The following is a 13862-nucleotide window of genomic DNA, read 5'->3' on the forward strand; positions in this document are numbered from 1 at the left end:
GGGGCGCAACCTGCACGCTGTACGGTGGGAATGACGCAAGGACGGCGCTCGAGGAGCTGAGCTGAATGACGGATCTGATCGATACCACCGAGATGTATCTGCGGACCATCCTGGAACTTGAAGAAGAGAACATCGTCGCCCTCCGCGCCCGCATCGCCGAACGGCTCCGTCATTCCGGCCCCACCGTTTCCCAGACCGTCGGACGGATGGAACGGGACGGCCTCGTGGTTGTGTCCGGGGACCGACACCTTGAACTGACCGACACGGGCCGGAAACGTGCCATCGAAGTCATGCGCAAGCACCGCCTCGCCGAAAGGCTGCTCGCCGATGTGATCGGACTCGACTGGGCCTACGTGCACGAGGAAGCGTGCCGCTGGGAGCACGTAATGAGCGAACGGGTCGAACGCCGCATCTTCGAAATGCTGAACCATCCGACCGTGTCCCCCTACGGGAACCCCATCCCCGGCCTTGCCGAACTCGGCGGGCTCCCGACGGCGGAACGCGGCGGGGTGGTCACCCTGCTCGAGGCGATGGCCGGCTACGGCGCGGATTCACGGATCACCGTGAACCGGCTGGCCGAGCCGATCCAGGTGGAGCCGGAGCTGCTGGTCCAGCTGGATGAGGGCGGAATCCGTCCCGGAGCCAGGGTGTCGCTGGAGCGTGTGGGGGAGTACATCTCGGTCCGGGTGCCGGACATTGAAGGCGCGCTTGAGCTGCCGCCCGAGGTTGCCGCCCACGTCTTCGTTACGCTCGGGTAACCTCGGATCCTGCTGCGTCCGCGGACCCGCCGGCAAGTTATGCACAGGCGAGATAACGGAATTATTACTGCTTGCCTTAATCCCCTATAGTTGATGACTAGCACTGATACTAAAGCGTTACCTGATCCGAAGCCGAGCTCTGCCAGCGGATCAGTCAGCGAGTCACCTTCTGGCAGAGGCGGGGGAACCACAACCGGCTGCTGATCCAGCAGCCTTGGGGTGAAGTCCGCTAGCGGCAAGCAAACTCCATGAGGGATCCGCTGTGGATGCCCCTGTGTCTGGATGCTTGCACCGGCGGACCGGGTCTTTGATCTCTCTGACCCGAATCCGACAGCTAACTTCGCAGGCTATCCAGAGAGGAACCCTTCTTGACCACCCAGACCGTCAGGGGCCGCCGTCGTGCGACCGGTCCCGCTCCGGAGCCGCGCCCGGCCGCCGTCGTTCTCACCGAGCGCCCGCGCGACGCGCACCGCGACGAACGCCGTGGCCGGCGCAGCCCGTTCCGCCAGGTAACCGACTTCGCCGCCGTCAGCGGCGTGGGTCAGAAGGCCGGCATCGCCCTCGCGGCCACCGGGCTGGTCCTCACCGTCGCCGTTCCGGCCACCGGGCCCGTGATGGCCACCGAAGCAGCCCGCACCGGCGCGGTTTCCGCCGCAGCCCAGCCTGAGGTCAAGGCGGCGGCCGCCGAAATCAACTTCAACCGCACGGCGGTCACCACCAAGGGCGACCCGGACAGCAAGCTCAAGCAGCTGCTGAGCGCCCAGTCCGTGGGCACCATCACCCGGGCCGCCTCGGCCGGGAGCCTCGGGGCCCCGCTGGACGCCATGGTCACCGCGTCGCCGTTCGGCTACCGGGTGAGCCCCATCACGGGCGCCGTGGGCGAGTTCCACCGCGGCCAGGACTACGCCGCACAGTGCGGCACCGCCGTGCACGCCGCTGCGAGCGGCACCGTGACTTTTTCCGGCTGGCACCCCTACGGGGGCGGCAACCGGGTCGTGATCGACCATGGCAACGGCCTGGAGACCACGTACAACCACTTGTCGTCCTCCAACGTCCACGTGGGCCAGCAGGTCTCGCGCGGCGATGTGGTGGCGATGAGCGGAACCACCGGCGCCTCCACCGGCTGCCACCTCCACTTCGAGGTGATGGTCAACGGGGAAGTCGTTGATCCGCTGGGCTGGCTTTAAGCCGACCCGAGGGACGACTCGCATTTCTATGACACGCCGTGATCTGAATGTGACATTGAGTCCCAACTGTTGTACCGTATGAAGCACGCCAACTTCTCCGAAGTTGGCGCTCTTGAGTGGATTGCCTAACTCTGCCACCGCTCAAGGTCCGTTCGCATGACATCGTCTGGCAGGGGCGGGGGAACCAATTTTGGTCTTCGCAAGAAGACCTTGGGGTTAAGTCGCAAAGCTTCCCAGGAAGCGGCGCGGCCGGGTGACTCCCATCCGAATCCGACAGCTCACCTCGTAGGCATTGGGAGAGGCTACTTTCGTGTCTTCACGCCACAATGCTGCGCGTTTCCGCGCTGGCGAGGCTCAGTTGAGCCCGCTGAACTCCATGCTCCGCGTCGCCCTTGCCGGCGCCCGGACTGGATCACATAACGCAGTTCCCGCTTTTGGCGCGTCTTCGCAGTACACCCTTCGCTAAGAAACCCGTTTCGGGGCGATCCGGCGTACCCCCAAGATGCCGGAGCGTCCTCAGTCCCGCCTGCATGCAGCGCGGACACTTAGGATCACGAAAGAGAGAACTAAATGACTACTCGTGCAAACATTGCACGCCACCGCGCGGAGGTCACCAAGACCAACTCGCTGGCTGTCATTGCTAAGGCCGTCGGCGACAACGCCGGTGGTATGGGTCGCCAGGCCGCGGTTATCGCTGCAGCCTCCGGCCTGGTTCTGACCAGCGGTATCGCAGCCAACGCTGCCGAGACCAACGTTCAGCGCGAATCGACCTCCGCTTCCGCCATGGAAGTTCAGTCCAACGCTCCGGCCACGATCTCCGCGGCCTCCACCATCGCGATCTCCTACGAGAAGCCCGCGGTCAAGACCGCGCCGGGCCCCCTCGTCGAGGCTCCCAAGCCCGTCGTCCAGGTCCAGGAATCCAACACGGGCGCCACCGCAACGGAAGCGGGCTCCACCGCGACCACCGGCGCGACCACCGCCTCCGTGGCCACGAAGGCTCCGGCCGCCGTCAGCGGCATGGGCGCATCGATTGCCGCTGCTGCCTACGCACAGATCGGCGTCTCGCAGGACTGCACCATGCTGGCCACCAACGCGCTGGCCGCCGTCGGCGTCAACTACCACGGCTGGCCGGCAGGTTACCTGTCCCTGGGCCGCACCGTGAGTGCCGCCGAGGCACAGCCGGGCGATCTCGCTTACTACCAGAACGGCGGCATGGGCATGGCCCACATCGCCGTTTACGTCGGCAACGGCATGGCCGTCCACGGCGGCTGGAACGGTGGAACCACCGCGCTGTACAGCGTCAACGTCGGCTCCGGCCCGGTCTTCATCCGCGTCGGCGGCTAGGACCCGGTCCGGGCATTAGCCCGAAGCATCGTGAAGGACCCCTGCCCCGCGGCAGGGGTCCTTCACGTTAAGAAACCAGCCGCCGCGGCGCGGCGCGGGGGACGAAGCGCAGAAAAATTCGGCAATCCGGGCCTTGGGTGTTTACTCTTGTGGTGTCGATCCATAGCCCGACCATGCACAGGGCAGCCGGCCCTAGTGCCCCTGGCGGGTGCGGCCGTGAAGAGGTATGCGGATGCGCACTCTCGTTCTGAATGCTGGATATGAACCGCTGGCGGTAGTCACCTTCCGCCGGGCGCTGGTCCTTGTATTGACCGGAAAGGCCAGTGTGGTGGCCGAAGGGGACGACCCCGTGGTGGGCCCACAGGACATCCTCGGCCGCCCGTCGGTGATCCTGCTGAACCGCTACATCAGGCCGCGCTACAACACCTTGACGGCCGTCAGCCGCAGGGGAGTGCTCCGCCGAGACAGCCACCGCTGCGCCTACTGCGGCAAGGCCGCCCACACCATCGACCATGTCCAGCCCAAATCGCGGGGCGGCGCCGACTCGTGGGAAAACCTTGTCGCGGCCTGCCTGCGCTGCAACAACGCCAAGGGAGACCACACCCCGGCCGAAATGGGTTGGAAGCTCGGGTTCGTTCCCGGCCCCCCCAAGGGCACCATCTGGCAGATCAAGGAACTGGAGAAGCCAACCCCGGCCTGGGACCCGTTCCTGCTCCCCGAAAAGGCGCACTGAGCCTCTCCGGCTGACGGCACCCTCCCGCGGCCCGATGCGGCTAGGCTGGGCTGGTGGAATTCGACGCCGTAATCCTCGCCGGGGGCCGGTCCTCCCGGCTGGGTGGTGTGCCCAAGGCCGGGCTGATGGTCGAGGGTGCCACGCTGCTGGAGCGGTCGTTGCATGCTGCCCGGGACGCCCGACGGATAGTCGTCGTCGGCCCGGATTCCGGAGACCTTCCGCCGGGGGTGCTTGGCTGCCGCGAGCACCCGCCGTTTGCAGGGCCGGCCGCAGCAATCGCCGCCGGCCTCACCGCCCTCACCGCGCAAGGCCCCGGCGCGCAAGGCTCCGCCGGCCGGCCCGGGGAAGCTGCTGCCGAAAGTCCGGCGCCGCTGACTCTGGTGCTCGCCTGCGATATGCCCCGCGTCGCCGGCGCCGTGACGGCATTGCTGGACACGGCGTCCGGGAATCCCGGCGCAGCCCCGGCAGGAGCGGGTGACGGCCTGGTGGCGGTCTCCGCGGACGGCCGCACGCAACCCCTCGTTGGACTTTATGGCACGGCCGCGCTACAACGGGCGGTCGCCGACGCGGCCCGGCGGAACACCCTTGAGGGGGGCTCCGTCTTCGCCCTCCTTGCTAGTCTTGAGCTGCGGACGATTCCGGTTCCGCCCGGTTCCACGGACGATGTGGACACCTGGGATGACGCTTCCGCACTCGGGGCCGCCAGACCGGGCCCGGGCACGTCCGGGGCGCTCCGGCCGAATTCGACTTTGGAGGCAAACGGTGAAGAGCCAGGATGAAACGCTTGAAGACTGGTGCCGCGCGCTGCTCCAGGCCCTTGAACTCGAAGATGTTGAGATCGACATCAATGAAGTACTGGGACTGGCCGGTGTGGCCGCGCACTCGGTCGTGCGCCCCGCCGCGCCGCTGACGACCTTCATCGCAGGTTTCGCGGCCGGCCTGGCATCCGGTTCCGGCCAGGCTCCCGACAGCGTATCGATGCAGGCAGCCATGGGCGTGGCCCGGAAACTCGCCAAGGAGTACGCCGCCGCCGAGGCTTCCGGGGCATGACGCCCGCGCCCCCTCACGGCGAAAGCAGCGCTGGCAAGGATGACTCCGTCCCGGAAGGGGCGGGTGCCGGCCAGCCGGCCGAAGTCGGCCCCGACGGCAGCCCCGACGCCGGCGCCGAGGACGTTGCGGCCGGCGGCGAGGGCGCTGCGGCCCGCGCCGTGGAGATCCCGCACCATCACCTCGCCCACAGTTGGCAGGAGGCCCGGCAGCTGGCCTTTGACTGCGCCGCGCCGATCCCGGCTGCTCCCGTTCCGCTCCGGCGCGCCCTGGGCCGGACCCTGGCAGAGGACTTGACGTCACTGCATGACATGCCCCACTACGCCTCCTCCGCCATGGACGGCTGGGCCGTCAACGGCAGCGGCCCCTGGATCCTCGCCGAGCCGGGCCAGCGGCTGGCCCCGCACCAGGCCAGCCCGGTCAATACCGGAGGGCTCATTCCGCCGGGCGCGAAGGCCGTACTCCGCAGCGAGAGCGGCGTCATCGCCCCCGACGAGGACGGGCTGCCGGTGCTTAAACTGGGCGGACGCGCCAAGCCCGGGGAACCACGCAACGGTGAACATATCCGCAAGGCCGCGGAGGAGGCCGCCGACGGCGAGCTGCTGATCAAGGCAGGCGCTGTGCTCAACCCTGCCCACCTGGCTTTGGCCGCCCTCGCCGGCCACGACGCCCTGCCGGTCCTTGGCAAACCCGTGGTGCGGCTGGTGTTCACCGGGTCCGAAGTCGTCAGCGCCGGTGTCCCTGCTCCGGGGGAGGTGCGGGACACCTTCGGGCCGCAGCTGGCCGCCGTCGTGGAAATGCTCGGCGGGATTTGTGCGGGGGAGGTGAAGATCGGGGACAGTGACGCCGAATGGCTCGCCGCGCTCGAAGACACCGACGACACCGGCGCGGGCCAGGATCCGGGCAGCGCCGCGGAGCCGCCCGGCGAGGCGCTGCCGGCCGACGTCGTCATCACCACCGGCGGCACGGGCCGCTCCGGCACCGACCACCTCCGGCGCACGGTGGCGGAACTGGGGGGCCGGCTGCTGATAGACGGCATCGCCATGCGCCCGGGCCATCCCGCGGTGCTGGCCGAGCTGCCGGACGGACGGTTTGTCATTGGGCTGCCCGGCAATCCGCTCGCCGCCATGATGGCACTGTCCACCATCGGCGCCCCGCTGCTCGCCGCCCTCGGCCACCGGCCGCCGCCACCGCTGACCGAGGTGCCCTGCGGGACCATGATCGAGGCGGACCCCGGCCGGACCCGGCTGATGCCGTTCCGAATGTTGTACGGCATGGCATCGCCGGCGCAACATACCGGTCCGGGCATGATGCGCGGACTGGCCGCAGCCGACGGCGTCCTGGTGGTCCCGCCGCACGGCGTCCAGCTGGGCGAACCGGTGCCGGCGTTTGGGCTGCCCTGGAGCGCGGCCCTTCCGGAGCCGGCCGCCTCAAAGCCCGCCGCGAAGCCGCCCACCAAACGGCCCGCCCGGAAGCCGGCCGCCGACGGACCTGTTGACTGGAGCGGGCTGCTTGGCTGACCCGCGGCCAGAGTTCATGATGGATCAAAGGGTGTGCCGCCGCCGGCGGCCGACCCCGTACGCAATACTGATGAGGAGTATCCGATGGGCCGCGTGACACAGCGCCGCAAGGTGCACAAATTTGTCCTGGACGGCTCGCCGCAGGCGCAGGAATTCCCGGTCCGCTACCGGGAAGACGTGCTGGCGGTCGAGGAGCCGCTCGAAATCCGGCTGGGCAGCCTGTCCTTTTCCGTCACGATGCGGACCCCGGGCAACGATTTCGACCTGGTCGCCGGGTTCCTCGTCTCGGAGGGCGTCATCTGGTCGCCGGAGCAACTCGTCTCGCTGCGCTTCTGTGCCGGCGAGGACGAGGACGGTGTCCAGACGTTCAACGTCGTGGAGGCGCAGCTGCGTCCCGACGTCGTCCGGCCGGACACCGGCCGCAACTTCTTCACCTCCAGCTCCTGCGGAATCTGCGGCACCGACTCGATCGACGCGGTGCGCAAGTCCTCGCACTACAGCCCGGCCGCGGACCCGCTGACCGTGCCGGTGGAAACCCTGGCCTCGTTGCCGGACCGGCTGCGGGAAGCCCAGGCAGTCTTCGACGTCACCGGCGGCGTCCACGCGGCAGGGCTGTTCCGGATCGCCGACGACGGCTCGGCTGAGCTGCTCTGCTTGCGCGAAGACGTGGGCCGGCACAACGCGGTGGATAAGGTGGTGGGCTGGGCGCTGCGGGAAGGCCTGCTGCCCCTGAGCGGAACCGTCCTGCAGGTCTCGGGCCGGGCGTCCTTCGAGCTGGTGCAAAAAGCGTCGCTGGCCGGGATCCCGGTGCTGGCCGCCGTCAGTGCGCCCTCAAGCCTGGCCGTGGAGCTGGCCGAGGCCGGCGGGATGACGCTCGCCGGGTTCAGCCGGGGCACCACCTTGAACGTCTACGCCGGCCACGAACGCGTGGCCGCGCCGGCAGCCATCGGGTGAGGCGGCGCCGGCCTTAAACCGTTGGCCAAACCGCGGCGGGCCCAGTAGATTTTATCCATCGACTGGACACAAGGCTCGGACACGACGTCGCATCACCCGCACCAGCGCTAAGAGGATCACATTGCACGACGACCGCCGTCTCACGGAAGTCCGGCTGGACCGCTTTCTGCGCGAACGCATCATCCCCGCCGTCTACCCGCGCCGCGTGCCGCTCGCGCTGAGCAGCTGGGACGTCCCGGGCGAACCCGTCCCGGCGACCGAGGCGCTCCGGCAGGAGTATGCCCCCCAGGAGCAGGAGGCCGCCTGGGGCCAGCCCTGGAGCACCAAGTGGCTGCGCCTGCAGGGCGACGTCCCCGCTGCGTGGGGGAGCAGCCCGGACACCGCCGTGGAAATCCTGGTGGACCTGGGCTTCAGCGCCGACCTTCCGGGCTTCCAGTGCGAAGGCACCGCCTGGCGGCCCGACGGAACGGTCATCAAGGCGATCTCCCCGCGGAACCAGTACATCCCGCTGAAGCTGCTGGGCAGCGGCATGGCAGTGGACTTCTATGTCGAAGCCGCTGCGAATCCCGACCTGTCACAGGGCTGGACCTTCGCCGCCACCCCCTACGGGGACAAGGCGACCGCCGGCGCCGAGCCGCAGTACCGGCTGGGCCCGATCGTCATCGCCGAGCTGAACCAGGCCGTCTGGGAACTGAGCCAGGACATCGGCACGCTCAGCGGACTGATGCATGAACTGCCGATGGAGCTGCCGCGCCGGCACGAGATCCTCCGCGCGCTGGAGCGGATGCTGGACATCATGGATCCCGACGATGTGCCCGGGACGGCGGCCGCGGGCCGTGCGGCGCTCGCGGAAGTCCTGGCCCGGCCCGCCTACGCCTCCGCCCACCAGCTCGTCGCCACCGGCCATGCGCACATCGACTCCGCCTGGCTGTGGCCCGTCCGGGAAACCATCCGGAAGTGCGTGCGGACGTTCTCCAACGTCGTGGCGCTGATGGACGAGGATCCCGGATTTGTGTTCTCCTGCTCCTCCGCGCAGCAGCTGGCCTGGATCAAGGAGTACTACCCCGAGCTGTTTGCGCGCATCCGGGAAAAGGTCAAGACCGGCCAGTTTGTCCCCGTCGGCGGCATGTGGGTTGAATCGGACAGCAACATGCCCGGCGGCGAAGCCATGGCGCGCCAGTTCCTGGAGGGCAAAAGCTTCTTCCTGGCGGAGTTCGGCGTCGAATGCCAGGAAGCCTGGCTGCCGGATACTTTTGGTTACTCCGCCGCGTTGCCGCAGATCGTCAAGGCTGCTGGCAGCCGTTGGTTCCTGACCCAGAAGATCTCCTGGAACCAGGTCAACCGGATGCCGCACCACACCTTTAACTGGGAAGGGATCGACGGCACCCGGCTCTTTACGCACTTCCCGCCGGTGGACACCTACAGCTCCGAAATCAGCGCCCGGGAGCTCGCGCACGCCGAGCGCAACTACCGGGACCACGGCCGCGGCACCATGTCGCTGCTCCCGTTCGGCTACGGCGACGGCGGCGGCGGACCCACCCGCGAAATGCTGGCGGCGGCCCGGCGCACCGCGGACCTGGAAGGGTCCCCCAAGGTGCGGCTGGGCGCTGCCGCGGACTTCTTCGCCAGGGCGGAAGAGGAATACGAGGCCCTGCCGGTCTGGGTGGGCGAGATGTACCTCGAACTCCACCGCGGCACGTACACCAGCCAGGCGAACACCAAGCGGGGCAACCGGCGCAGCGAGCACCTCCTCCGGGAAGCGGAACTGTGGTGCGCCACCGCGGCGGTCCGGTCCGGCGCACCCTACCCGGCGGCGGAGCTCAAACGGCTCTGGCGGCTGGTGCTGCTGCAGCAATTCCACGACATCCTGCCCGGCAGCTCGATCGCCTGGGTGCACCAGGACGCCGAGCGGAACTACGACGCCGTGGCCCGCCAGCTGGAGGCGATCATCGCCGACGCCGCGGCCGCCGTGCTGGGAGAGGGCGACCAGGAGCTCCTGCTCAACGCCGCCCCGCATCCCCGCCACGGAGTGCCGGCCCTCGGCGCCGCGCGCCCGGTCCGCGCGGACGCACCCGTGGAGTCGACGGACGCCGAGGGCGGCCACGTGCTGGACAACGGGATAATCCGCGCCGTGGTGAACGCCGACGGCCTCCTGGTTTCGCTGCGCGACTACGCCAGCGCCCGCGAGGCGATCGCCCCGGGCGAGTTCGGCAACCTCCTCGAACTGCACCGGGACACCCCCAACGAATGGGACGCGTGGGACATCGACGCGTTCTACCGCCGCAACGTCACCCCGCTGACCGCGGCCCGCTCCGTGACGCTGGAACGCGACGGCGGAGCCGCCGTCGTGGTGGTGGAGCGGCTGGCCGGAACCTCCGCCGTGACACAGCGGATTCGGCTGGAACCCGGCGCGCCGTCGCTGGCGATCTCCACCACGGTGGACTGGCAGGAGCGCGAGAAGCTGCTCAAGCTCGGCTTCGCCTTCGACGTCCGGGCCGACCGTTCCGCCTCGGAGACGCAGTTTGGCCACGTGTTCCGGCCCACCCACCTGAACACCTCGTGGGAGGCGGCCAAATTCGAGATCTGCGCGCACCGGTGGATCCACGTGGCGGAGCCCGGCTACGGGGTCGCGGTCTCGAACGCCGCCAGCTACGGCCACGACGTCACCCGCAATGTCCGCGGGCACGACGGGGGCACCACCACCACCGTCCGGGTCTCGCTGCTGCGGTCGCCCAAGTTCCCGGACCCGGACGCCGACCGCGGCCTGCATGAACTGACGGTGACCGTGCGGCCAGGCGCCAGCATCGCCGACGCCGTCGAGGAGGGCTACCGGACCAACCTCGCCCCGCGTGTGGTCAGGGGAGCCCGCGGCGTGGAGCCGCTGTTCACTGTGTCCAACCCCGGCCTCGTGATCGAGGCGGTCAAGCTCGCCGAGGACGGCTCCGGCGACATCGTCGTCCGGCTCTACGAGTCCCTCGGGGAACGCACGTCCGGAACGATGGTGGCGAATTTTGGCTGCGTGGGGGTGCGGACCGTGGACTTGCTGGAGCGGCCGGCGGACGCGCCCGGCGTGGGGGCCGGTCCCGGGGGCACTGCCATGCTCTCGCTGCGGCCGTTCCAGCTGGTGACGCTCAGATTCCAGCGCTGACACCGAGCTAGTAGGGCTTAAACAGGCTGAGTGGGAGCGGTCCTTGCGGACCGCTACCACTCATCCCCCCAATGGCGCTTGGACGACCCGCCAGGCTACGTAAGACTGAATCCCCATTCACGAAGCCGGCTGTCGCTTTCACACATTTATGATTCTCTCATGCTCTAATGATTTTGTGAATGCCTGCCATTACTTCCTAACGTAACGTTGCAGGAGCGTTATCCGGCGGCCGGGCGATTCGTCCGGAAAACCAGAAAAACAGCAGCCCCAGGACGTAGCCCAGCACCGCCGCATAGTTGACGACCAGCCGCACGGGGTCCCAGGGCTCCGGCGCGAACGACGCCGGAACACTGGCGACTGCCGCGACCGCCCCCATGAGGGTCAGGGCGGCTCCGGCCCGCACCAGCCTTGGCAGCGCCGCTGCGACGGTAGCGAGCAGCGGGGGCAGCAGGACGAGCGAAACAAACGCGGGATAGCTGCGGCCGGCTGCCGCGTAGAGCGGTGCAAGAACGGCGTTCCGGCCGTTGTCTGCCAGGTCCTGCAGCCCCGCCGATGATACCCGGGTGTCCATCAGCAGGAACGTCGCGGTCACCGCCAAGCAGGCAGCTGCCAGTCCCCAGCGTCCCGCGCGGCCGGTGATCACGTCCCGGGCGGGGGCGGCCCCCAGTCCCTTGGCCAGACGCACCCCCACCAAGAAAACCATCCCGAAGACGATGAAGCGCAGGACCAGGTTGGTGAGGTTCCAGCCCCCCAGCGCGCGGTCGACCGCAGCGTAGGGTCCGGGGATGCTGAGCAGGCTGCATAGCGTGGCAAGGAACAGGATCCCGAACACGGCCCGGTTGCGGCCGCGGAGGGCATCCGGCACGCGAAGCAACAGGGCCACGCCGCAGACGATCAGGGTGCCCCATTCAAGCATTGGAGGCTCTCCGCCCCCCGGTCCTTGCCTGGCTGCGGTTGGCGGCCAGCCTGGCCAGCCAGATGACCGTCAGGCCGAGGCTTGCGCCGAGCACGGCCGTGAAACTGATGATCTGCTGGCCCCACGCCCGCCCTGCTGGCACGAGTGGATACAGTGCGCCGGCAACCATGGCGGCATACCCCGCCGACAGGAGAAGCGCCCCGGTCCGGAGCGCACGCGGGAACCGTCCGCCCACCGCGCGCACGGTGGCCGGCAGCAGGCAGGCGGCCACGAAGGCGGGGTAAACCCTGCCGGCCGTCGCGTACACCCCGATCAGCTGGGCGTTCGCCTCGCTGCGCAGGGGCAGCCCGGCAAGGCCGGTGGCGGAGCCTGCAGTGTCGGCCAACAGAAAAGTCACTGTGGTCACCGCGGCGATGCCGGCCAGCACTGCAAGCCCTGCCGGCCCGGCGATCCACCGGGTGCCGCTGCCATCGCCGAAGGCCTTGGCGGTGCGGTAGCCGGCGAGCATGACCGCCCCGTACACCAGGAACCGCAGAATGAGGTTCGCGTAATTGGTGCCGCCGAGCCACGCATCAACGGCCAGATACGGGGCGTCGGTGCTCAGCAGGATGGCGCAGGCGGAGAGGAGGAAAGCGCCGAAGATCGTGCGGTTACGGCCCCTGACCGCGTCGGGGAGGCGGGCCAGCGTCACGGCCCCGCAGATCACCAGAGCGGACCACTGCAGGGCCTGGATCATTGGGGTGCTCCTGCGGCCCCCGGCTTCGGCTGCCGCCGTGCTGCCAGCCGCCCCACCCAGACCAGGACGAGCCCGAGGACGAGGAAGAGGATCCCGGTGTAATTGATGACGAACCGCCAGAGCGCCAGTCCCGGCGGAATGAGCGGGAACGCCAACGTCAGGGTTATGGCGACGGACCCGACCGCCAAGGCGACGGCGCTGCCGCGGATTATCAGCGGCAGCCGGCTGCGGGCAGTCCGGATCATCGCGGGAAGCAGTGCCAGCAGGACGAAGGCCGGATACAGCCGGCCCGCGGCGCCGTAATACTCCACCAGGACGCGGTTGCGGCTGCTCTTGGCCGCGACCTCTACCAGGCCGGCTGATGACCCGGTCCTCTCCATCATCAGGAACAGGATGATGACCACGGCGGAGGACAGCACCGCCATGGCGATTCCCACCGGACCGGTCAGTAGGCGGCGGCCATCCTCGGCGCCGAAGCCTTTCGCGATCTGCAGGCCCAGGAAGAAGACCGCGGCAAATCCAACGAAACGGAGCACCACGTTCGCTATGTTGAAGCCGCCCAGGAGGCTGTCGATGGCCGCATACGGTTCTTCGATGCTCAGCAGGATCCCCGCCATCATGAGCACCAGCACGTAGAAAACCGGCCGGTTTTCGCCGCGCAGCGCGCTGGGAACCCGGGCGATTGCCACCAGGGTGCAGACCGCGAAGGTGCTCCATTGCAGGGCCGTGACGATCATCCGAGGTTCTCCCAGATCTTTTCCGTTTGCGCCTGCTCCTGCTCTTGGCGGCGGAGCGCCTTGCCGAGTGTTTGCAGCCGCTCCCCGGCCAGGGCGGCCAGCTCGCCGTCGGAGAGTGTGTCCAGTGCCGATTGCCGGGCATCCGCGGACCAGCCGGCTTCCGCTTCGGTGATGAGCCCCGTCGCCACGAGGCCGCCGGAGAAGCCGACGCCGGCGGCGCGCGAGGTTGCCACGGCGAGTTCCGGCGAGAGCCGGTTGGCCGTCAACTGGGCCGAGTAGTTCTGCGGGGCCACGCCGGTGGCGGCGGAAACCCGGTGGCGGAGTTCGCCGTCGTCGATGGCATCCACCCAGTTCCGCACCGAGGTGGCGTGCGGCGCGGGGCTGAGCGCACGCGGCGTCCCGGCCCCGCGCTCCGCGGCGGAACGGGCGATGACGGCCTGCAGCAGATCCATGGTGGCGACCTGGCTGACGAGCTCCGCCGTGGTGGGAGGCTGTGCCAGCCGGGTCAGGTCCGCATAGGTGTCGAAGGTGGCGAGGGACTGCGCGGGGTTCAGGCCGAGTGCCCGGCTGATGCTGACCACGGTGGTTTCGGCGACCTTGCCGCGCACCAGTTGCTGCGCGAGGGTGGTGCGCTTCACACCGGAGATCCGGCAAATGTCCGCGGTGCTCATCGCCGGCGCGACACTGTGCAGCCAGTGCTGGAACGCCTTGGCGGGTAAGGGCATCTAGGGGCTTTCTGCGTCGTTGAGCCGGCGGGCGGGACTGGCTAGCGATTTTACCTG

General features: G+C 68.8%; 13 protein-coding genes and 2 riboswitches. Of the genes, 9 read left to right on the plus strand and 4 right to left on the minus strand.

Annotated features, from left to right (window positions below):
* The first annotated feature begins 65 nt into the window (after window positions 1-65).
* From ACUYM2_RS03750 to ACUYM2_RS03790, 9 genes are all read left to right on the plus strand, one after another.
* Window positions 66-758: an iron-dependent transcriptional repressor DtxR gene (locus ACUYM2_RS03750; protein WP_481598855.1), complete on the plus strand. Its 693-nt coding sequence runs from the start codon at window positions 66-68 to the stop codon at window positions 756-758.
* A gap of 150 nt (window positions 759-908) precedes the next feature.
* Window positions 909-1122: riboswitch (cyclic di-AMP (ydaO/yuaA leader) on the plus strand.
* A gap of 4 nt (window positions 1123-1126) precedes the next feature.
* A complete protein-coding gene (locus ACUYM2_RS03755; protein WP_481598856.1) occupies window positions 1127-1945 on the plus strand; it encodes a M23 family metallopeptidase in 819 nt (272 codons plus the stop codon).
* A gap of 147 nt (window positions 1946-2092) precedes the next feature.
* Window positions 2093-2251, plus strand: a riboswitch (cyclic di-AMP (ydaO/yuaA leader).
* 264 nt (window positions 2252-2515) lie between these two features.
* Window positions 2516-3289 carry an NlpC/P60 family protein gene (locus ACUYM2_RS03760; protein WP_481598857.1) on the plus strand — a complete coding sequence of 258 codons (774 nt, stop codon included), beginning with the start codon at window positions 2516-2518 and terminating at the stop codon, window positions 3287-3289.
* A 232-nt stretch (window positions 3290-3521) separates the two neighbouring features.
* On the plus strand, window positions 3522-4022 hold the full coding sequence (locus ACUYM2_RS03765) for an HNH endonuclease (protein WP_479778858.1): 501 nt from the start codon (window positions 3522-3524) through the stop codon (window positions 4020-4022).
* A 53-nt stretch (window positions 4023-4075) separates the two neighbouring features.
* Window positions 4076-4801: a molybdenum cofactor guanylyltransferase gene (gene mobA, locus ACUYM2_RS03770; RefSeq protein ID WP_481598858.1), complete on the plus strand. Its 726-nt coding sequence runs from the start codon at window positions 4076-4078 to the stop codon at window positions 4799-4801.
* Window positions 4785-5072: a DUF6457 domain-containing protein gene (locus ACUYM2_RS03775; RefSeq protein WP_349627252.1), complete on the plus strand. Its 288-nt coding sequence runs from the start codon at window positions 4785-4787 to the stop codon at window positions 5070-5072. Before mobA ends, ACUYM2_RS03775 begins: the two co-directional genes overlap by 17 nt.
* Window positions 5069-6589 carry a molybdopterin molybdotransferase MoeA gene (locus ACUYM2_RS03780; RefSeq protein ID WP_481598859.1) on the plus strand — a complete coding sequence of 507 codons (1521 nt, stop codon included), beginning with the start codon at window positions 5069-5071 and terminating at the stop codon, window positions 6587-6589. The genes ACUYM2_RS03775 and ACUYM2_RS03780 overlap by 4 nt, the downstream gene beginning before the upstream one ends.
* A gap of 84 nt (window positions 6590-6673) precedes the next feature.
* Window positions 6674-7543 (plus strand): formate dehydrogenase accessory sulfurtransferase FdhD, encoded by an 870-nt coding sequence (gene fdhD, locus ACUYM2_RS03785; RefSeq protein WP_481598860.1) that lies wholly within the window; start codon window positions 6674-6676, stop codon window positions 7541-7543.
* Window positions 7544-7664: 121 nt separating this feature from the next.
* Window positions 7665-10691 (plus strand): alpha-mannosidase, encoded by a 3027-nt coding sequence (locus ACUYM2_RS03790; protein ID WP_481598861.1) that lies wholly within the window; start codon window positions 7665-7667, stop codon window positions 10689-10691.
* Window positions 10692-10887: 196 nt separating this feature from the next.
* Here the strand turns inward: ACUYM2_RS03790 and ACUYM2_RS03795 are convergent, their stop codons facing one another.
* From ACUYM2_RS03795 to ACUYM2_RS03810, 4 genes are read right to left on the minus strand one after another with little or no spacing between them, the layout of a single operon-like run.
* Window positions 10888-11607: a hypothetical protein gene (locus ACUYM2_RS03795; protein ID WP_481598862.1), complete on the minus strand. Its 720-nt coding sequence runs from the start codon at window positions 11605-11607 to the stop codon at window positions 10888-10890.
* Complete coding sequence (locus ACUYM2_RS03800; RefSeq protein ID WP_481598863.1) at window positions 11600-12343, minus strand: hypothetical protein; 744 nt, start codon at window positions 12341-12343, stop codon at window positions 11600-11602. The genes ACUYM2_RS03795 and ACUYM2_RS03800 overlap by 8 nt, the downstream gene beginning before the upstream one ends.
* A complete protein-coding gene (locus ACUYM2_RS03805; protein WP_481598864.1) occupies window positions 12340-13080 on the minus strand; it encodes a hypothetical protein in 741 nt (246 codons plus the stop codon). Before ACUYM2_RS03805 ends, ACUYM2_RS03800 begins: the two co-directional genes overlap by 4 nt.
* A complete protein-coding gene (locus ACUYM2_RS03810) occupies window positions 13077-13805 on the minus strand; it encodes a hypothetical protein (RefSeq protein WP_481598865.1) in 729 nt (242 codons plus the stop codon). The genes ACUYM2_RS03805 and ACUYM2_RS03810 overlap by 4 nt, the downstream gene beginning before the upstream one ends.
* Window positions 13806-13862 lie beyond the last annotated feature (57 nt).

This window comes from Arthrobacter sp. SD1074B (genome assembly GCF_056780195.1).

Bases quoted from the DNA above. Each gene is read 5' to 3' on its own strand.
- ACUYM2_RS03805 (WP_481598864.1), bottom strand. From the start codon at position 13,080: ATGATCGTCACGGCCCTGCAATGGAGCACCTTCGCGGTCTGCACCCTG.
- ACUYM2_RS03795 (WP_481598862.1), bottom strand. From the start codon at position 11,607: ATGCTTGAATGGGGCACCCTGATCGTCTGCGGCGTGGCCCTGTTGCTT.
- ACUYM2_RS03800 (WP_481598863.1), bottom strand. From the start codon at position 12,343: ATGATCCAGGCCCTGCAGTGGTCCGCTCTGGTGATCTGCGGGGCCGTG.
- fdhD (WP_481598860.1), top strand. From the start codon at position 6,674: ATGGGCCGCGTGACACAGCGCCGCAAGGTGCACAAATTTGTCCTGGAC.
- ACUYM2_RS03780 (WP_481598859.1), top strand. From the start codon at position 5,069: ATGACGCCCGCGCCCCCTCACGGCGAAAGCAGCGCTGGCAAGGATGAC.
- ACUYM2_RS03750 (WP_481598855.1), top strand. From the start codon at position 66: ATGACGGATCTGATCGATACCACCGAGATGTATCTGCGGACCATCCTG.
- ACUYM2_RS03765 (WP_479778858.1), top strand. From the start codon at position 3,522: ATGCGCACTCTCGTTCTGAATGCTGGATATGAACCGCTGGCGGTAGTC.
- ACUYM2_RS03810 (WP_481598865.1), bottom strand. From the start codon at position 13,805: ATGCCCTTACCCGCCAAGGCGTTCCAGCACTGGCTGCACAGTGTCGCG.
- ACUYM2_RS03760 (WP_481598857.1), top strand. From the start codon at position 2,516: ATGACTACTCGTGCAAACATTGCACGCCACCGCGCGGAGGTCACCAAG.